Source organism: Prochlorococcus sp. G4PB16 (assembly GCF_059772465.1).
The window spans coordinates 973,488-992,461 of sequence record NZ_CM186289.1 but is presented as its reverse complement, the minus strand read 5'-3'; the positions used below and the strand labels follow the sequence as shown (position 1 = coordinate 992,461).

Here is an 18,974-nt window from a genome sequence, read left to right as displayed (position 1 = left end):
AGGAAGACATACGGATGAGACTTGAAGGTAGACATCCAGAACAACAAAAGAAAAATACTTAAACCTAATTAAAGATAATCAAACTAAATATTGATTCCGTACTGTCCAGCAATACCCTCAAGATCATCCATAGAAAGATCAGAGAAATAACTACTAATACATTGAAAGGCGTGAAAGCTTTCTAGCTTTCCTCTCCCTCTGTAGATTTCTCTAGCAATTTTTTGTGCGAGCTGTTCTTTTGTCATTTGATTAAGCCGCCTCGGGACACCATCCAATCTTTCTCTCTAGTCGCTGCATCTAACAAAGACACTTTGAAGTTAGATGATCTCCATGAGGTATAAGACGTTGATGGAGATGACAAGTAAGGATCGTTCTGCAATGCCTGTCGCAGCAATAATTGAAATGTTGACATGTCATGCAAACGCTAGCTGAACGTGTGTGTTTAAGAGTGTCTTCTTCGAGATAGTCCCACTCCTCTGCTGGGTTGTAACGCTTCTGGGGTAAAACTTTTTGGGTGCGATACGAAGACATTGCCTTAATCCAATAGGTTCTGCTACCACTGAATTCCAATCTGATGCACGAAAAACGGCATAGGGTGAGGACGTTGGAGCCATGTGTCTGTAGCAGTACATCTGTACTAGCAATGGTAAGGAGACGTTGTCAAGTATTAATTAATTGTTTTTCATTAGATTCAGCGATTAATCATCAGATCTTTTTTGTTCAGGATTTGTTGCTTTGACTTGATTTGAAGGTGTCGAAGACTCCCAGTGATCGATCTCAGTATTCCTCTCTAGGAATGCCTTAACTAATGAGTAAGCGTACTTTGCATAGTTTGTATTGACTGAATCGGTCTGCTGTTCAAACTTCTTTAGTCCTTCTAATACCTCACTCCAATCTCGATTGAAGACCTATTCAACATCTTCTCTAAAACGTTGATCAGGTTTCCCGTCATCGTTGGTTGGAGTAAATATTCTTTTTAGTTCTGACATTATTTACATCCTGTGTTTTTACCTTCTTGAGTTGTCTTCACTTTGGAGAGGTTGTGTATCCGCCGTTCTAATTGCCTCTAGCTAATAGGGTTGAAATTATAGGTATTACCTGAGATTCCTTACATCTTCAGTTCCAAGGCTTCAACCAACCATATCATGAGCTACTTCTTTAGATATTCGCAGATACCCATTTCTTTATTCTCGATGCCAATCGAGTGCGAGATAGTGTAAATGCTTCTTTCTCTATAATAATGGCAAGTTATGGATCAATAGATAAAAGCAGCATTTGAGGCGTTGTCATCGCAAATTATTAAGAAGAAATTTTCAATAGATCTTGATGACTTATAAAGGAAAAATATAAGTACAAATTTTATTGTCTCTTTAACTGAAACAAATATATGGAAAGATCAGATAAACAAGAACAAAAAAAGAATCAATTCACTGATATAAAGATTTTCAATGTTCCATTTAATTTAGGTGAAACCAAAACCAATATTACTATTAGTACCAATACTACTTCTAAACCTTCTAAAGAAGAAATAATTAATCAAGCCTTGAAGTTTCATTCACAAGGAAAACTCAAAGCAGCAGCAAAATATTATCAACATTTCATCAATCAAGGGTTTATAGATCAAAGGGTTTTTTCTAATTATGGAATCATATTAAAAGGTCTTGGAAGATTACAAGATGCAGAATTGTCATACCGCAAAGCAATTGAAATTAAACCTGATTACGCAAATGCACATTACAATTTGGGTATCATATTGAAAGAACTTGGCAAATTACAAGATGCAGAATTGTCATACCGTAAAGCAATTGAAATTAAACCAGATTATATAGAATCTCATTACAATTTGGGCAATTTATTGAAAGAACTTGGCAAATTTCAAGATGCAGAATTGTCATACCGCAAAGCAATTGAGATTAGACCTGATTTCGCGAAAGCATACTATTCAATATCATTAATTAAATATTCTGATAAAGATAAGGTATGGCAGGATCTACTCTTTTCTAATAATATCTTAATTAATAAATCACAAAAAGATCAAGTTGATATTTATTTCGCAAGAGCAAATATTCTTCATAAAGAAAAAAACTATAGAGAAAGTGCAAAATATCTAAAATTATCAAATAACCTTAAACTCGATCTTAATCCGTCTAACTCTATTAGTTTAATCAATAGATCTAAAATATTACTCATTGAATCTGATCAAAAAAAAATTAATACAAAAGAATATAGAAATTCTTCTAAAAGTATTTTTATTGTAGGAATGCCTAGAAGTGGATCTACATTATTGGAATCAATTCTTAGTATGAACAATGATGTATATGATCTAGGTGAAACTAATATTCTAGAAGAATTATTCCTAGAGCATAAGAAGTCTAAACAAGTTATAAATCTTGCTGAATCTTATGCACAAAAAATTAATAATAAGACTAAATTGAATATCACAACTAACAAATGGTTATACAACTACCAATATGTAGGTATTATCTCTAATCAAATACCACATTGCAAAATCATTCACTGCTATAGAAATCCTTTAGATAATATTCTTTCAATTTACCGAGCACATTTTGGAAAAGGAAATCAATATTCCTCTTCCTTAGTTGATTGTGCAAAGGTTTATTTACATCAAGAAGAAGTAATGACAGAATATAAGAATAGATATAGATCAAAAATATATGACTTAAACTATGACTCATTAGTTAGCAAACCTCATAAAGAGATTCAATCTTTGATCTCTTGGTTAGGTTGGAAGTGGGAGGATAAATATCTATCTCCTCATCTAAATCCTCGATCAGTTAAAACAAGAAGCAATGTTGAAGTTCGGTCCCCAATCAATTCAAAATCAATTGGTGGATGGAAAAACTACAAAGATATGCTGAAACCTGCTATCGAAATACTTACTCAAAATAGTAAATATAAAGACATCACCACCTAAAAACATTTACAAAACTGGGCAAGATATAAGAGCAACATCCCAACATTTCAAAGCAATGTATCTTTTCTGGGTTTGAAAGCGACGATCAGACCTCTTCACAAGTATGAAAATAATTTGTTTTTGTAGAGAAAAACATCTTTCTACAATTTCTCCATAGAGATGGTAAAAGTGTGCCACACAAAAACCACACAAAACCAGCACCTCAAAACCCTTGTTATATCGTCATCACTCTTCCCACACAAAACTAAAACGAAACCATAAAAATCAAGTTATCACTGGAAAGTGACGTTTCAGTCACTCCCACTCAATAGTTCCCACCTCAAATATTGCTTGTAATCCCTGTTCTTCACACAACTATTTTTCTACACTTCTCGTGTGAAACATGTGTGAAAAGCATAGGAGACATATCTGCCCTCTAATATTCCCGTTTTAGACATTTATATAGATATTACGTAAATCAAATTACATACTCTTTCCGTTTGGTGACTTTGTCCCCTTGTCCTATGTTTTCTACGTAGAGAGATACTATAAATCTCCTTATTGTTCTCACTTTAGAGATTCAAGAATCATTTTAGAAAAAGTCAAGAAAAACTACTGTAGGAGTAAAATACAGAGGAGTAAAGCTAAAAGCGGCATATATGGAGGAATCTGATTTAACAAAACGAATCAAAAAAAAAGTCGCTAAAGTTAAAATATTCCCAGTGTCACTTGCTTTAGAAGAAAATAAAAACAACATTACTATTGTTTCTAATAGTCCTACTAAATCGTCTAAAGAACAAATTATTCATCAAGCATTTAAATTTCATGCACAAGGAAACATTTCAGAAGCAACAAGATATTATCAACATTTCATCAACAATGGATTCAAGGATGAGAAGGTTTTTACAAACTATGGAGTAATTCTAAAAAATATTGGGAAACCACAAGAAGCAGAAATCTTATACCGCAAAGCAATTGAGTTGAATCCTGGATACGCAATGGCACATTTAAATCTGGGAATTGTATTGAATAATCTTGATAAAATTGAAGAAGCAGTAGTATCAATTCGCAAAGCAATTGAACTTAAGCCTAATTACGCAGAGGCATATTGCAATCTGGGAGCCATATTAAAAGATCTTGGCAAAATTGAAGAAGCAGAAGTATCAATTCGCAAAGCAATTGAGCTTAAACCTAATTACGCAGATGCTTTGTTCAACCTTTCATATTTAGAGCTTTTAAAAAGTGATTACAAGTTTGGGCTAAAAAATTATGAGTTTAGATTACAAAAAGAAAAACCTTCTTCCATTCACGGAAATCCAAAAATAGAAAAAGTAGCTAATGAAGAATTTCAAAAAGGAAAAAAACTATTAGTCATAAGTGAGCAAGGTTTTGGCGATACTCTGCAATATATGCGCTACATACCTTATTTAAGAACTTTAGGTTTAGATGTTTCTTTTTGTGCTCAGGCAAAATTACATTCATTGATAAAAGCATCAAATATTGATCACAATCCATTAACCCCAGAGCAATCCACTTTAGTTTCAGAAGGTCAGTGGATTCCTCTTTTATCTTTACCTCTCTATCTAAAAATAAGCCCAGAAAAACCAATCCTTAATGAATCTTATATCTATTCAACAGATGAATTAAATAAAAAATGGAAAAACATACTCTCGAAAGAAAAAAGACCAATTATAGGACTTAATTGGCAAGGCAATCCAGCGATGGAAAAGACTTATCAAGGACGTTCGATCTCGTTAGAAACGTTTTCAATACTTCCAAATAAGAGTGAAATTACAATGCTTTCTCTACAAAAAGGATTTGGTTCAGAGCAATTAAATGATTGCTCATTTAAAAATAAGTTTGTTGAATGCCAACCACAAATTGATAAAATTTGGGATTTCCTTGAAAATGCTGCCATCATTGAAAACTGTGATTTAATTATTACTTGTGATACTTCAATTGCTCATTTAGCAGGAGGAATGGGGAAAAAAGTGTGGTTACTTCTAAAAGATATCCCTTTTTGGACTTGGGGACTGGAAAAGGAAAATACATTTTGGTATCCATCGATGAAATTATTCCGACAAAAAGAGCGAGATAATTGGCAAGAGGTTTTAGAGAGAGTTTCAAATAAGATAAATTTAGAAATGTAGTGTTGCGTTATGAATCAGTTTTTTTATTTGCAGTCGAGCATCTAATATATAAAAGTTGCTAAATTATAAAAATATTATTTTTATGTACCTATATTTTGTGCTTGAGGTAGCTTTTGATATGCAGACAACAAAGAAACTTACGTGAATAGCTTGCCTTCGCAAAGCCTCCAGCATCAACTCGTTTCTTATGTCCAGCCAGCCAGTCATCCAAAGCTTTTTTGACAGTCATCTTTGGTTGCTCTTTCTTTCTTTCTTTCTTTCTTTCTTTCTTTCTTTCTTTCTCTCTTCTCTAGCTAGTATTTCTTTCCTGCTAACTAACTTCACTTCTCGTTGAACCAATGTGAGGGTTCCAGTTGGAATCTTTTCTTGAGGTATCGCATCTCTTAATTTGTGAAGAGGTTCATTTTCCCTTAAAGCAATCATGGCTTCCATTGCCATGTCTTCAGCTTGCTCAATATTTTCTGCACCTTCTAATTTCTTGTTTCTATATCTTTTGGTCCCTTCGATCTTTTCCCTGTATAACCATTGACCAACGGCATTACCATTAGCATAAGTGAGAACAACACCACGCCCGCCTAAGACTTTCTTTTTCTCTTTGATCTTCAACTAAAAAGTTTGAATAAATCATATCAAATCTGTCAAATGCTAGTCACTTACTTAACTTTAACTTTTCATTAACCAATAGTTGATTTCTTTCTTTGACATTGATCTTGGGAGAAATACGAAGTTTGAGTAAAGCTTGAGTCAATCAGTTTCTAGTCGCCCACATGCTTTCTTTGATTAAGTGAAGTCTAACCTAGATCAATCAGCAGAAACAGATGGCACAACAGACAAGAAATAAATCTGGATAGCAGTTTTATCTATGTAATCCTTGGCCACGGTTTCATGATTGATGAGCCAAAATGTTTGTACGTTGGTTACCAGTGAGCAGGATGCCAATGAGAGTCGAGGGAGCAGTTCTTTGTATCAGCTTCCTCTTCTCGTTATACGACCACTTTTACATGCATAATGGTCAACTTATCAGTTACGCATGACTATGGATAACTCAGATATAGATTGATTTGTTAAATCATCTTTTGATACTTCTTGTGATTAAAGTTGCTTTTGTTCATTAATTGGGCATAAGTCTGAACAAAAATTACATATAATAATACAATTGCACTAACAAGCAACCTTAAGTAAGAAGCGTGATGGATGGCTTAAGGAGCCGAGTGGGTTTGGGTATTGAGGTTTAGGTATGACTGGTCGAGCTAGGATCAGAACCCTAAGGTGCTGAGAGAGAAAGTAAGAATGGAAAGGAATGGCATACCACTCTTGAAGACCCATAGAAGGATGAGAAGAAACCTAGCTATACAGCCATGGAAGGATCTATTGGCAATTGGCTGGAGACGTATCAATTCTCAATATGATTCAGCCAAGAAAGAAAAAACATTCATTCCTTCTTGGTTAAAGAAAGTTCGAGATGATTAATTTATCTTTCTTTCGTTTTCATATTTATGTTTGATCTCATCCATAGTTAGTGCAAATCCATTTTGCTTCTTATAAGCCTGTTGATAGTCCTTCTTGCAGTACTGGAGAACATGCTCAAGGTACTTGTCAGTATCTCCTCTCAATGGGCTCGTTCAAGTATGTAGAATATAATCTTATCTAATATTTCACCTCTACTTTTAATTGAGTTTTAAGAGTTCAATTTCTTTTATTATCTCTTTAACTGAAATAAAATATATGGAAAAATTAGATAAACAAGAACATAGAAAGAACAATGTCCCTGAAATAAAAACATTCCCAGTTCCATTCGCTTTAGGAGAAATTAAAGAAAATATATCTATTTTTACGAAGATTCATACTAAACCATCTAAAGAAGAAATAAGAAATCAAGCATTAAAGTTTCATTCACAAGGAAATATAACAGAAGCAGCCAATTATTATCAATATTTAATAGACCAAGGTTTTTGTGATTACATGGTTTTTTCGAATTATGGAGTCATATTAAAAAATCTGTACAAATCACAAGAAGCAGAATTTTTATACCGCAAAGCAATAGAATTGAATCCTAATTTTGCAGATGCACATTTCAATCTGGGAAACATATTGAGAGATCTTGGAAACTTAGAAGAAGCAGAATTATCGACTCGTAAAGCAATAGAATTGAATCCAAATTTTGCAGATGCACATTTTAATCTGGGAGGAATATTGAGAGATCTAGGCAATTTAGAAGATGCAGAATTGTCATACCGCAAAGCAATTGAAAACAAATCTGATTTCGCAGAAGCACATTCTAATCTGGGAAACATATTGAGAGATCTAGGCAAATTACAAGATGCAGAATTGTCATACCGCAAAGCAATTGAAAACAAATCTGATTTCGCAGAAGCACATTCTAATCTGGGAGGTATTTTGAGAGATCTAGGCAAATTACAAGACGCAGAAATATCCACTCGCAAAGCAATTGAAAACAAACCAGATTTCGCAGATGCTCATTATAATCTGGGAATCATATTGAGAGATCTAGGCAAATTACAAGACGCAGAAATATTCACTCTCAAAGCAATTCAACTGAATCCTGATTTCGCAGATGCATACTATTCACTATCGTTACTTAAATTTTCTGATGAAAATAAGATTTGGCAGAATAAACTCTTTTCTAAAAGTATCTTAAATAACAAATCGAAAATAGATGAAGTAGATATTTACTTTGCAAGAGCAAATATTCTCCATAAGGAAAAAAAGTATAAGGAAAGTGCTAAATATCTTATATTGGCAAATAAATTAAAACTTATTCTTAAACAATCAAACGCAAATACTTTAATCAAAAAATCTAAACTGCTATTAATCGAATCAGATAAAATAGAAATTAATCAACAAGAATATGCAAAACCACCAAATAGCATTTTCATTGTTGGTATGCCGAGAAGTGGTTCTACATTATTAGAATCAATTCTTAGTATGAATAAGAGTGTTGATGATTTAGGTGAGACTGTTATTCTCAAAGATTCATTTCTAGAAAATAAAAAGGTTGATCAAGTATTAACACTTGCTGAGCTCTATTGGAAAAAAATAAAAGACCTTAAGAAACAATCCAACATAACAACTAATAAAAATCTGTATAATTATCAATACACAGGTATCATTGCCAAGCAAATACCTAACGCAAAAATTATTCACTGTTTTCGCGATCCTTTAGATAATATTCTTTCAATTTACCGAGCACATTTTCCTAAAGGGACTGAATATTCCTCATCCCTAGTGGAATGTGCAAGAGTTTATTTAGATCAAGAAGAAGTCATGACAGAATATAAGAATAGATATAGATCAAAGATATACGACTTAAATTATGACTTATTAGTCAGCAATCCTAATAAAGAAATTAAATCTTTGATCTCTTGGTTAGGTTGGCAGTGGGACGATAAGTATTTATCACCTCATCTAAATCGACGCTACGTTTTAACAGCAAGTACTGTTCAAGTTCGTTCCCCTATCAATTCAAAATCAATTGGTGGATGGAAGAATTACAAAGAGATGATGCAACCTGCTATTGAAATCCTTACAAAAAACAAAAAATATCAAGACTTAATTGCTTAAATAATCAAAGACAGCACAATGTATAGAACTAATCTTTTTATAATATCGCTAAATAGTTTAATCTTAGCCCCATTTGCATATTGATTGCAAATATTTCCCTCAAAACTTGAGGAAGTATATATAGTCTCTTTAATTACCAGATATGAATAATCCTGTATGTCTACTGTTCCGAGCCGATAGTAGTTACTTCGCCTTCTCCAGAAAGTATAGTTGAGGAATTAGTAATTAAAAACTGGCCGATATGAACTTGTGAAGCGAGTCCTTTTGATTGGACTTATGACGACAAAGAGATATTCTCATTGCTTGAGGGTGAAGTAACTGTGACTCCTCAAGGTGGAAAACCTGTGAGTTTAAGTGCAGGTAACCTAGTTGTATTCCCATTGGGAATGAACTGTAGATGGGCTGCTTACTAATCGGTTCGAAAGCATTATCGATTTGGTGATTAAATATTGATACCTATCTATTAATAGAATTCAATATTTTAATGATTGATAAACTGATGCACTATCAAGGAGATTAAAACACCGGTCCAGATCCCTTTAAATAGTGTTGGATAATTGGCTTGGTTGATATCATTATCAATTGTTATTTGACTTAGATCTTTATTCATATTTAGAAATTAAGTTTTTTATTTTATTGCTTAGATATTTTACTTACTTTATTATTAAATACATACTATTAATAAATACATGACTTAGTCTTATTTTATACCTGCTAGATAAAATAATTAATATTATTCCTTAGTCTAGGCATTTGAGATGGAGATGAAATCCATGTTTTGACTGTATTTTGGACGAAGTTACACTCTGATGAGTATTTTATTACGTGAGATGGAAGTATTTGTTATAACAAGATTGTGAAAAAAAAGTTAATACTAAGTCACTTCGACTTCTAGGGAATCGCATGAGCAATTTTAACGATTTTCGAACAATGATACATAATTTGAATGAAGAAAAATTATCAGAACTTTGTGAGGAATTTCTTACTAATCATGAGGCTGCAATGAATATATTATTTAAATATTGTAGTGATTTTGGATTGGTATTTGATAGTCAAGAAATTAAAGATAATATGACAATCATGCATCAGAATGGAGACTTTGATGATATTGTCTGTTTTGGTATTGAATTATCAGAGAATCAATTATATAAGAAGTTTCATCCTTCTTGAATCATGTCTTATGATTCTTTTTCAAGCTCTTTTAATTTATTATTAATATCACATATTCTATTTTCAGCCATTGAAATATATTCTTTAGCACCATATTTACCTTCAAAAGTTTGACTTTTTTTCTTTAGAAAATTGTTATACATTTCTATATCTTCTTTCCACTGTTGCTTAGCTTCATTTAGCCTTTTTATCTCTTTATTCATTTTAGGAATTTAATCGATCTTAATTAATTTTGTGGAAATCAAAATTGTAGTTACTAATCCAATTATCTTAGCGCTAAACCTTCCCATAGGATTAGAAATTAAAAAGGATCTCTCCAATTTTCTAATTAGATATAATCTTTCCTGCCTCAAAGTCTTTTCTCCTCTCTGAATTAAAAGAGTTTCAATCATTTCATGTATTTGTTTATGTATAGGATGAGAGCTATTAATGCTCCAATATTCATCTAAAGCATGCAACTTACGAGTACTAAAAAATCTTATACTCCCATAAAATAAGTCTGAATTTTTTATAGGTAAGACCATATATACTAAAAGATTAAAAAATCTAAATTTTATTTTCGCTCTTTCCAAGACGAAACGTCTATTAAAAATGAAACAAATTTATGCTTATAAATTACCTTTGTCTTGATCAATTATGTGATTCTGTAATTTTCAAACCAGACCATTCTTTTTTTATTCCAGTAATCACTGTTATTTAAGACTTCTTCAATGCTTCTCTAGCATTTTAATAATGATTTGCTTTGGACTCAACTAAAACCAATCAACTAGCTTATCCTAGTGGGAGTTTATGAAAAAAATAAGTATCAGATTGATAGTAAACGAATTCACACCGTTGCGAAAATATACTAATTCAATAATCATTGATTTGAAGTCGAATTAATTTCAACAATGATCTCGGGTTTACGACTTTAAAGAAAGAACCATAAGCTCATGCGACTCTTATCGGATTTGTTGTTAAATGCATTCCAATAAATGATATCTAAGATAAATGCAAAATCTAAATCACAAAAGATTCAACTGGAAATCTATATCATAAGTAATTAAGATTCAAATTAAGAACATATTTGATCATTGATTATAAATAATTTGTACTCGAACTTATGAGCTGAAGCATATGCTTCAACATCAGTTTCTATTGAGCTGAGTTTTTATTGAATGTTCAGTCTGCAAAGAAATGGAGATTTGATTGCTAATTTTTACTCTAAATCAGATCGCATGTTAACCGCAGATGTACTATTAATCTAAATTGATTACCTTTATACAAATGCATTTATTTCTTGAATTAAATCGATTAGTTTATAAGTTATACAATCTTTTGAATTGTGTTTTGATCTTTATAATATATGTTTTGATTGACAATTATTTTAATTCCTTAACATATTATATATTTCAATAATATGTTTTATAAATCTTTAAGTCGCAAATATAGTTGCTAATAATATCTTTTATTTAACTTCATATTTTGTCTTAATCGTCATTATCATATTTTGAAATCTGGAGATAAAATTATGTTTGGATACTTATAATTTGATTAACCCATTAAGCATAGATAGTATTAATAAAACTTATTCGACTTGCTCGGAAATTAATAATTAAACTTTATTCTATTTTCATATCATATTCTATATCTATGATTGTATTTTCATCTAAAGGATAAAAAGTTGAAGTTCTAGCTGATTTTAGAGCTGCATTATCAATTGATTCAATTCCACTTTTAGTAAGTAATTCAGCTTTAGTAACTTTACCATTTGTGTTTATCCATATTTTTATTATTGCTTTGCCTTCTGCTCCTCTTCTTAGTGCAATCGAAGGATATATAGGACGAATACATTTTAAACATCTAACTTTTATTGTTCCTTTGCCTTTCAAGCTTCCCTTCTCTGGCTCATTATCCTTAATAAGATCTATCGAACCGCTACTTTTAACTTCTTTTGATATAGTTTGATTTATAGTATTTGTTTTTGAATTATAGTTCTCAATATTTTTTCTCTTAATAGCTTTATTTATTTTTTTATCTTTTGATAATTTAATTTGATCTAAAGTCTCTAGGTTCCTTTTGTATTTTTGGGGGTTTTCTTGTAATGAATTTCTCTCCGTAATTCTTTGAATTTTTTTTAGAGCTTCGCCAGTTTCTGATTCTATTAGATTATCAATCACCTCTATTGGAATAATTTTCTCTCCTAGAGTTACGTCTTTTTCATTTTCTCTAAATAAAAACAGTAAACAATGAATCAATATTGACAGAAGAATGTAGTAATTAATCTTGTCGATTTTTAATCTATACATTTTTCTCCTGTATTACAGATTTGTTTGGCTTTCTCTGACTAGTATTATGATAGAAATGTTTAGTATAACTCTTCTTGTTAGATCTTTTTAAATCTGGTGGTATAGTTATGTGGCCACTAATGATGATTTCAATCATTTCATTAGCATGTATATTGGAACGACTTTCATTTTGGCAAGAGTCGATTATAAGAAATGATAATCAACTAAATTTTACTGTTGAAAAATATTCAACTACTAATTACACAAATTATATCAAGAAAAAAAAGGCTGTTCATATTCCTCTTGAAAGAGTATTAGTAGATGCATTGAAAATGCTCGATAATAGTGTTTTAGATGATAAAAAAAATACTGATATTAAATTTGCTTTAGAAATATCAATCCAAGCAATGCAATCTGAATTTGGAAGGTTTAGCAACTTATTCTCTACGATTATTACTGTTTCTCCTTTACTTGGCCTATTGGGAACAGTTTTGGGACTTATCAATTCTTTCTCATATATAAGGCTCGGAGAATCTGGTGTTAATGCTCTAGAAGTTACTGGCGGAATAAGTGAGGCACTAATTTCGACAGCCACTGGACTAGTAGTGGCTATTATGACACTTATTTTTTCTAACTATTTTAATAGTTTATGGAAGAAACAAAATTCAATTTTAAATCAGTATTGTGGTAAATTCGAAATGCTATATAGAAAAAATAATTTTTCAAGTACGCTAAAATAATGCTTTACCTTAAAGAGGAAGATATTAATATAAAAAATAAAATCGATATTTTACCAATGATAGATATTATCTTTGCTATTTTGGCTTTTTTAATAATTTCTAGTCTTTATTTAACTCGTGTAGACACTATTGCTGTTGATTTACCTCAGGCAAGCAACTCTATCAAGCAAAATAATAATAAATTTATCAATATATCAATTGATAAGTTTGGTAATATCTTTATAAAGAAGGACAATATTAAATTAGAGGACCTTAAAACAGAGATTCTTAACTTGATTGATGAAACTAAGAATTTTATTGTTCTAAATGCAGATAAAGATATTTCGCATGGTTATGTGATTGATGTTTTAGATGTTCTTAGAAGTATTGATGATTTGAATATAGCAATTTCGACAAAGTCAGTAGATAAATTGAATTCTATTCCTTAAAGATTATGTTTATATCTAGTCAGAAAATACAACATTTTAGAACGCTTATATTTGTTTCTAGATTTCTTTTCTTAAGCCATTGGTTTATCGACTTGTGTCTATGAGATCTCAGCCAAATTAAGGTTTTAGTAAGCCTGATTAAACCCTTGATGGTTTAGGTTCTCTTTTTAAACTATCTCATTATGAGCAATATATTTTAGCCCTATTCGTAATATGAATTAAAAAGAATATTTTCAAAAACTTAAGAATCCAACGCAACTATTTTGATTATCAAATATATCTATTCCCCTTTTCTGGAATTCTATGAGTGATCCTCAATAAAGAAAACTACTATTTACTTAAGGTACTTGTATGTATTTTCTTATACTTTCTTTTTCTAGTATGTAAAAACTTTTTTCTTTAATATTTTATCGAATTTTCATAGAAAGTTTAAACTATAAGCTTGATTGAATTTGAACATATCCGTCAAATCTACAAATTATTTGGCTAAAGAATTGAGCAGGTCTTAAGATTGAAAACTATAAAAAACTAATCAATTATTAGCAGAAGAAACTCATGCCGCAATTCTTTCAATATCTAATAGTTTGGCAATATCACTATCTACTGCATCACCTTCTTCTTTACGTTTGACGAATTTATCAAAGTCAATCACATTACAATTTCTTCTCTTGAGATCAGCACTTTTATTTAAATAATCGAGCGACACTAGAAATACAGGAATAACACAGAATGGAATAACTAGGATGTAAAACTCTAAAGGCATTTTAATTTATATTAATAAATTCACCTTTACTTAAGTAGCCATTAATCGCAATAGGGATGTCACTTGATTTGCTGTTTTCCATATAATTTGTTGGATTTTAGCCATTAAATAAATTGGTATCTCATTAGTTTGCAGCTAAGGTTCCCCAAGCAGCATTCATGCGAATCCTGTTAAGCAGCTTGATCCTCCAGCTGACCATACCGATACCTCATCATGTCTATAACTTGATCCTTTGTACTCCAAGCTTTAATTCGATCCTTAATGCTAAGTAGTTCTGATTCAGTTAGTTCAAGGCGAGCTTTTTCCTGATGTTTCATTGAATTAAATACTTGTGGTGGTGATGATGATTTTAAGGCAGAGAAAACAGCAAAGAATAACTATTAATCCTCACAAATTTTGGATGAATTGATTCTCACACGTCTATATAGTTTGTCAATTCTTTTGGTGAATTAAGCAACAACCACTAATAGTGGGCTCGTACGTTATTGATTCAATCCAAGCATTATCAGTCTTTACATCTTAATCATTAAAGCTAATTTCAACTATTGAATCAGAGGTTTGTCTATGAAGGACGCTATATTAAGCAGCTTTAGAATCTTCCTTTTCTTGTAATACCTTCTTGATCTTGGAATACTTCCTCCCAATTTTATATTGCCTATGGAATAGATTTAACTGATTGCTGTCAACATTCGTGGCTTTAGTCTTAATCTCTGCTATGGGCTTAGTCATTTGACTCCATACAAAAAGCATAGCAAGTGCAGATACAAGTAATGGAAGGTAAGCTTTGATTAAGCTAACGACTACTAGAGTAGTTATAAAACAAAGAGAAAAGAGAGTCCATTCAGGAATTCTGCTATCTGCTTGCTTTTTCTTTTTTGATTTTAAAGAAGAAATGATTGGTAGATTAGGAGTCATTCGTTATTGAGTTGTAGGTGTATTGGCATAGAGGATGTACTAATTGTTTTATCTGTTCTAATAATTATCTGTTCTGACAATCAGCTTTATTTGATAAGCGTTCTTTTGCCCGATTCAAATAGTTTAAAATCTTTGGCCCGTAGTGATATCGAAAATACGGAGTTTGATAATGACACAGAGGTTATATTCTAACTAGATGATTTTTAACAAATTCAATCCAACTTGTAAATGTTTTTGGATGAATCCTCAATTGATTGAATCTTCTTCGCCCCTTTGTTCGAATGTCAATGAATTTTTATCTGCTCTCTTGCTTTTTATTTGCTAAATAACTAAAATTTGTAAATAAGTTATTTTGCTCCCTTCTAATTATTTTGCTTTTTAAATAACATAATCAAAGTAATTAGAAAGTAATTAGACCTTACATTAAAAAAACATTAGATAAGTTTAGATTAATTATTGATCATTTTCTTTTGCTCTACATTATAATCTCCTTATTCACGCCTTTGAAAAATGGATAATTTAGAGAGGAGTAATATTATTCCTAATGAATATAGATGAAATACCTCGATACGAAAAAATTTTTGAGAGTCTTCTTTGTTATTGCTTCTCTTATTATCGCCTTATTGCTTGGACTTTTGATTAGTATTAATTTTATTGTTAACCCTATTGTTTATTGGATTGCATCAACTGAAGGAGCTAGAATATTCTTAGGTTGTATTTTATCTTGGTTAGGCGTATCGAAATTATTTGATTTGTATTACAAGCGTTATAGGCGTAGAAAAAAACTTCAAAGATTCAATGCTCTCAACGTACCTTATCCGCGTACTTTTAAGGGTAGGAAATAATTGAATAAATCTTGCATGAAGAAGTAAGCTTGGTTGTATGAGGTTTAGAGGTTGTATAAATTAGTCTTTATCCCATATATATTATTTATATAATTGCGAGTAATTACTTAAGAGGGTTTTAACTTAGAAATTATATCAACTACTCAATAGTGTCGTATGGTGATTTGACAACATAAATTCTTAATTGATAGATAATAAACTCAGCCCCAATTTATCTAAATGATTTTTTCTAGGTCTGATCTCAATGCATCACTAAGCTTCATTCATTGTTTTGAAGAAGGCTGTGCAAATACATATAGATTGTAAAAAGGGATAAATGAACAAAAAATCCATAAAACTAAGTTTTCTTTACCTATATCTCTAAGTCTTCTTACTAATAAGGCTAAAAACACTAAAAATGAAGGAATACTGTACAAATAACTCCAGTCGTATACTTCTGCGATTGAATAAAAATTGTTAGGATCATCAACTAGATTGTTATTGGATAATACTGAAACTAAAGCTCCTATTAGCCCATCAAGTATAAAAAAGTGCCAAAATGGTATTCTACTTGTCTTGTCTTTATAATTAAAAATCTGGCTCCAAGCCAAAAAGTAATTTGAAAGAACTCTCTCTAAAAAATTCATAATTACTCTTATGTGTATTTATAGTTATGTAAGATCTTACTCATAAAAGGCTCTATGAGTTTTTCTTCTTATAAAAGATAATAATGAACCGAATTTTGTTGATACCTCTTTCTCTTTCTTTTGCTCTTATGTCTACGATAGCTGTTAATTCTGATGATCGAATTTATGAAACTAAGAATATTTGTGGACGATATTATGCAGTAGAAATAAACGGTGGAGATGCAGCAAGGTTATTAGGATTAAAAGATTCTGGTAGAGTTAGCTCAAGAGTTGAGCAGTACTGTAATTTCTTTCGCTAGATTCTTTGATTACGTTTTTCCCCTATGTCTAAATTCTATCTTCAGTAGTTGATTTTTTTTTATAGATCAATTGTTGGTTTTTTATCTAATCATAGAATTTACTTCTAAGTTCCAGTTAGGTTCCCTGGCTTTCCCCTAAGCATGTATAAAACCTGCTAATAAGTTTGAATATAAAATTTAATCTTTTGTAAATATCTGATGGGAAAGATCCAGGTGAATGAAAATTAAGTTATACGTCTTTTATAAATTTTATGATCAAGAGTAAAAAAGATCTAGAGGCTAAAGGGGTATTATTTAAGAGGAAGCATTATTTTGGATGTGAGGGCATAAGCTGTGTTGATTAGTCTTGTTAATGCTTCAACAGACTTTGGAATTAAAAATCTTTTTAAAAGTTTAGATCTTCACATAAATAAAAAGGAGAGACTTGGTTTGATTGGTCCAAATGGATCTGGTAAGTCAACACTTTTGAGAGTACTTGCAGGAATTGAACCTTTGATGGAGGGACAAAGGAGATGTTTATCATCTTTGCGGATCTCTTTAGTAGGGCAAGAGACAAGGTACAACAGCGAAAAAAGTATTTTGGAAGAAGTTCTTGAAGGATGTGGCGAAAAAAGAAAATTATTACTTAATTTCAGTAAGCTAAGTAGAAAAATTGCTCAAAATCCAGAAGATGAATATCTTTTGAAAAAGCTAGGTCAGGCGAGTGAAATGATGGATGCCGCTGGGGCATGGAATTTGGAACAGGATTGCCAAGATGTTCTAAGAAGACTAGGTATAAAAGATTTAGACAAGCGAGTAAAAGATCTTTCAGGTGGTTACCGCAAAAGAGTGGGACTTGCGGCTGCACTTGTCTCTAAACCTGACGTCTTACTTCTTGATGAACCTACCAATCACCTTGATGCATTTGCAGTGGAATGGCTTCAAAATTGGTTAGACCATTATGAGGGAGCTCTCGTTTTGATAACTCACGATAGATATGTTCTTGATCGAATTACTACTCGGATGGTCGAAATCAATAATGGAGTAGCGCGCAAATATTTGGGAAATTATCGTCAATTTCTTCAACAAAAAGTTGAACAAGAAAAATCAGATGCATCTACAAAGAAAAAATTTCAGGGTGTTTTAAGAAAGGAATTAGCTTGGTTAAGACAAGGTCCTAAAGCAAGAAGTACAAAACAAAAAGCACGTGTTCAAAGGATTGCTGAAATGCAAGCGAAACCTAAAAATCATGTCAAAACTAAATTAGAAATGAATTCATTGAGTAGAAGAATTGGAAAAATAGTAATTGAAGCTGTAGGAGTAGGACTCTCTTTAACTGATAAAGAGAGTAAGTTGGATCTTTTACATGATTTCACTTATAGCTTTAGTCCAGAGGATCGAGTAGGTATAATTGGTCCAAATGGAAGTGGTAAATCGACTCTTTTAGATCTAATTGCAGGTAAAAGATTGCCTACAAGTGGGGAGATAAAACTTGGAGAGACTGTTCATATTGGCTATCTTGATCAACATACAAATGATTTAAATCATGGGAGTGGCTTAAACCGTAAAGTTATCGAATTTGTGGAGGAAGCTGCATTACGCATTGATCATGGAGGAAAACAAATAACTGCATCACAACTCTTAGAAAAATTTCTGTTTCCACCCAGTCAGCAACATAGCCCTCTACTTAAACTTTCAGGAGGAGAAAAAAGAAGACTTGCTCTCTGTAAAATGCTCATACAAGCTCCTAACGTATTGTTGCTTGATGAACCTACAAATGATTTAGATATACAAACTCTAAGCGTGTTGGAAGATTTTCTTGAGGACTTCAAAGGTTGTGTCGTAGTCGTATCACATGATAGATATTTTCTTGATCGAACTATTGATCGAATTTTTAATTTTGAAAATGGCTACCTACGAAGATATGAAGGTAATTACTCTCGTTTTCTGGAACAAAAAATTTTAGAAGAGCGAAATAATGAAACCAAAGAACGAGATAAGATAGTTAATGATTCACAAAACAAGCGTAAATTAGAAATAAAATCAAATCCAAAAAATAATACGAGAAAATTGAGTTTTAAAGAAGCTAAAGAATTAAAGGAACTAGATCTGAAGCTACCGATGTTAGAAAAACAGAAAATATATTTAGAAAAAAAAATAATTAACAGTGATGTAGATATTAATGAAATAAGTCATCAATTAGCAAAGCTTATTGAATCTATTCAAGACCATGAGGATAGATGGCTTGAGCTAAGTGAGTTGTCTGAGTCTGCCAAGTAACAATGTAATGTTTCTC

Annotated in this window: 21 protein-coding genes; 10 read left to right on the top strand and 11 right to left on the bottom strand. The window is 31.5% G+C overall.

Translation table 11 applies throughout. From position 1 onward, the window contains the following. Positions 1 to 83: 83 nt before the first annotated feature. Positions 84 to 245, bottom strand: coding sequence for a hypothetical protein (locus AC6EIZ_RS05925; protein ID WP_498509627.1), 162 nt, complete (start codon positions 243 to 245; stop codon positions 84 to 86). Continuing rightward, positions 242 to 412, bottom strand: a complete 171-nt coding sequence (locus AC6EIZ_RS05920; RefSeq protein ID WP_498509626.1) for a hypothetical protein — start codon at positions 410 to 412, stop codon at positions 242 to 244. Before AC6EIZ_RS05920 ends, AC6EIZ_RS05925 begins: the two co-directional genes overlap by 4 nt. A gap of 975 nt (positions 413 to 1,387) precedes the next feature. Between AC6EIZ_RS05920 and AC6EIZ_RS05915 the strand changes: the two genes are divergently transcribed. Continuing rightward, positions 1,388 to 2,935 carry a sulfotransferase family protein gene (locus AC6EIZ_RS05915; RefSeq protein ID WP_498509624.1) on the top strand — a complete coding sequence of 516 codons (1,548 nt, stop codon included), beginning with the start codon at positions 1,388 to 1,390 and terminating at the stop codon, positions 2,933 to 2,935. Positions 2,936 to 3,573: 638 nt separating this feature from the next. Then, positions 3,574 to 5,064, top strand: coding sequence for a tetratricopeptide repeat protein (locus AC6EIZ_RS05910; protein WP_498509622.1), 1,491 nt, complete (start codon positions 3,574 to 3,576; stop codon positions 5,062 to 5,064). An 88-nt stretch (positions 5,065 to 5,152) separates the two neighbouring features. Here AC6EIZ_RS05910 and AC6EIZ_RS05905 read toward each other — a convergent pair whose 3' ends face one another. Both AC6EIZ_RS05905 and AC6EIZ_RS05900 read right to left on the bottom strand, forming a co-directional pair. Then, positions 5,153 to 5,293, bottom strand: coding sequence for a hypothetical protein (locus AC6EIZ_RS05905; protein ID WP_498509620.1), 141 nt, complete (start codon positions 5,291 to 5,293; stop codon positions 5,153 to 5,155). Then, positions 5,290 to 5,670: a hypothetical protein gene (locus AC6EIZ_RS05900; RefSeq protein WP_498509618.1), complete on the bottom strand. Its 381-nt coding sequence runs from the start codon at positions 5,668 to 5,670 to the stop codon at positions 5,290 to 5,292. Before AC6EIZ_RS05900 ends, AC6EIZ_RS05905 begins: the two co-directional genes overlap by 4 nt. A gap of 684 nt (positions 5,671 to 6,354) precedes the next feature. On the opposite strand from AC6EIZ_RS05900, the gene AC6EIZ_RS05895 reads away from it, so the two are divergent. From AC6EIZ_RS05895 to AC6EIZ_RS05880, 4 genes are all read left to right on the top strand, one after another. Then, entirely contained in the window at positions 6,355 to 6,534 is a 180-nt protein-coding gene (locus AC6EIZ_RS05895) for a DUF1651 domain-containing protein (protein WP_498509616.1), read from the top strand. Between the two features lie 255 nt (positions 6,535 to 6,789). Next, a complete protein-coding gene (locus AC6EIZ_RS05890; RefSeq protein ID WP_498513130.1) occupies positions 6,790 to 8,646 on the top strand; it encodes a tetratricopeptide repeat-containing sulfotransferase family protein in 1,857 nt (618 codons plus the stop codon). Positions 8,647 to 8,945: 299 nt separating this feature from the next. Next, complete coding sequence (locus tag AC6EIZ_RS05885) at positions 8,946 to 9,059, top strand: cupin domain-containing protein (protein ID WP_498513128.1); 114 nt, start codon at positions 8,946 to 8,948, stop codon at positions 9,057 to 9,059. Between the two features lie 490 nt (positions 9,060 to 9,549). After that, the gene (locus AC6EIZ_RS05880; RefSeq protein WP_498513126.1) at positions 9,550 to 9,816 is read left to right on the top strand and encodes a hypothetical protein; all 267 of its coding nucleotides are present in this window, start codon (positions 9,550 to 9,552) and stop codon (positions 9,814 to 9,816) included. A gap of 8 nt (positions 9,817 to 9,824) precedes the next feature. Here AC6EIZ_RS05880 and AC6EIZ_RS05875 read toward each other — a convergent pair whose 3' ends face one another. The 3 genes from AC6EIZ_RS05875 to AC6EIZ_RS05865 form a co-directional block, all read right to left on the bottom strand. After that, on the bottom strand, positions 9,825 to 10,019 hold the full coding sequence (locus AC6EIZ_RS05875; RefSeq protein ID WP_498513124.1) for a hypothetical protein: 195 nt from the start codon (positions 10,017 to 10,019) through the stop codon (positions 9,825 to 9,827). Positions 10,020 to 10,028: 9 nt separating this feature from the next. After that, entirely contained in the window at positions 10,029 to 10,340 is a 312-nt protein-coding gene (locus tag AC6EIZ_RS05870) for a hypothetical protein (RefSeq protein WP_498513122.1), read from the bottom strand. Positions 10,341 to 11,417: 1,077 nt separating this feature from the next. Then, positions 11,418 to 12,104, bottom strand: coding sequence for an energy transducer TonB (locus tag AC6EIZ_RS05865; RefSeq protein WP_498513121.1), 687 nt, complete (start codon positions 12,102 to 12,104; stop codon positions 11,418 to 11,420). 74 nt (positions 12,105 to 12,178) lie between these two features. On the opposite strand from AC6EIZ_RS05865, the gene AC6EIZ_RS05860 reads away from it, so the two are divergent. Together AC6EIZ_RS05860 and AC6EIZ_RS05855 are read left to right on the top strand one after the other, a co-directional pair. Beyond that, complete coding sequence (locus AC6EIZ_RS05860; RefSeq protein WP_498513120.1) at positions 12,179 to 12,823, top strand: MotA/TolQ/ExbB proton channel family protein; 645 nt, start codon at positions 12,179 to 12,181, stop codon at positions 12,821 to 12,823. Next, on the top strand, positions 12,823 to 13,251 hold the full coding sequence (locus AC6EIZ_RS05855) for an ExbD/TolR family protein (protein ID WP_498513119.1): 429 nt from the start codon (positions 12,823 to 12,825) through the stop codon (positions 13,249 to 13,251). Before AC6EIZ_RS05860 ends, AC6EIZ_RS05855 begins: the two co-directional genes overlap by 1 nt. Before the next feature lie 553 nt (positions 13,252 to 13,804). Here AC6EIZ_RS05855 and AC6EIZ_RS05850 read toward each other — a convergent pair. From AC6EIZ_RS05850 to AC6EIZ_RS05835, 4 genes are all read right to left on the bottom strand, one after another. Further along, a complete protein-coding gene (locus AC6EIZ_RS05850) occupies positions 13,805 to 14,014 on the bottom strand; it encodes a hypothetical protein (protein WP_498513118.1) in 210 nt (69 codons plus the stop codon). Between the two features lie 170 nt (positions 14,015 to 14,184). After that, complete coding sequence (locus tag AC6EIZ_RS05845) at positions 14,185 to 14,331, bottom strand: hypothetical protein (RefSeq protein ID WP_498513117.1); 147 nt, start codon at positions 14,329 to 14,331, stop codon at positions 14,185 to 14,187. Between the two features lie 262 nt (positions 14,332 to 14,593). Further along, positions 14,594 to 14,929: a hypothetical protein gene (locus AC6EIZ_RS05840; protein ID WP_498513116.1), complete on the bottom strand. Its 336-nt coding sequence runs from the start codon at positions 14,927 to 14,929 to the stop codon at positions 14,594 to 14,596. Positions 14,930 to 16,037: 1,108 nt separating this feature from the next. Then, positions 16,038 to 16,400, bottom strand: a complete 363-nt coding sequence (locus AC6EIZ_RS05835) for a DUF805 domain-containing protein (protein WP_498513115.1) — start codon at positions 16,398 to 16,400, stop codon at positions 16,038 to 16,040. A gap of 83 nt (positions 16,401 to 16,483) precedes the next feature. Here AC6EIZ_RS05835 and AC6EIZ_RS05830 point away from each other — a divergent pair, with 83 nt between their 5' ends. Both AC6EIZ_RS05830 and AC6EIZ_RS05825 read left to right on the top strand, forming a co-directional pair. Next, positions 16,484 to 16,699 carry a hypothetical protein gene (locus AC6EIZ_RS05830; RefSeq protein ID WP_498513113.1) on the top strand — a complete coding sequence of 72 codons (216 nt, stop codon included), beginning with the start codon at positions 16,484 to 16,486 and terminating at the stop codon, positions 16,697 to 16,699. Positions 16,700 to 17,032: 333 nt separating this feature from the next. Beyond that, on the top strand, positions 17,033 to 18,958 hold the full coding sequence (locus tag AC6EIZ_RS05825) for an ABC-F family ATP-binding cassette domain-containing protein (RefSeq protein WP_498513111.1): 1,926 nt from the start codon (positions 17,033 to 17,035) through the stop codon (positions 18,956 to 18,958). Positions 18,959 to 18,974 lie beyond the last annotated feature (16 nt).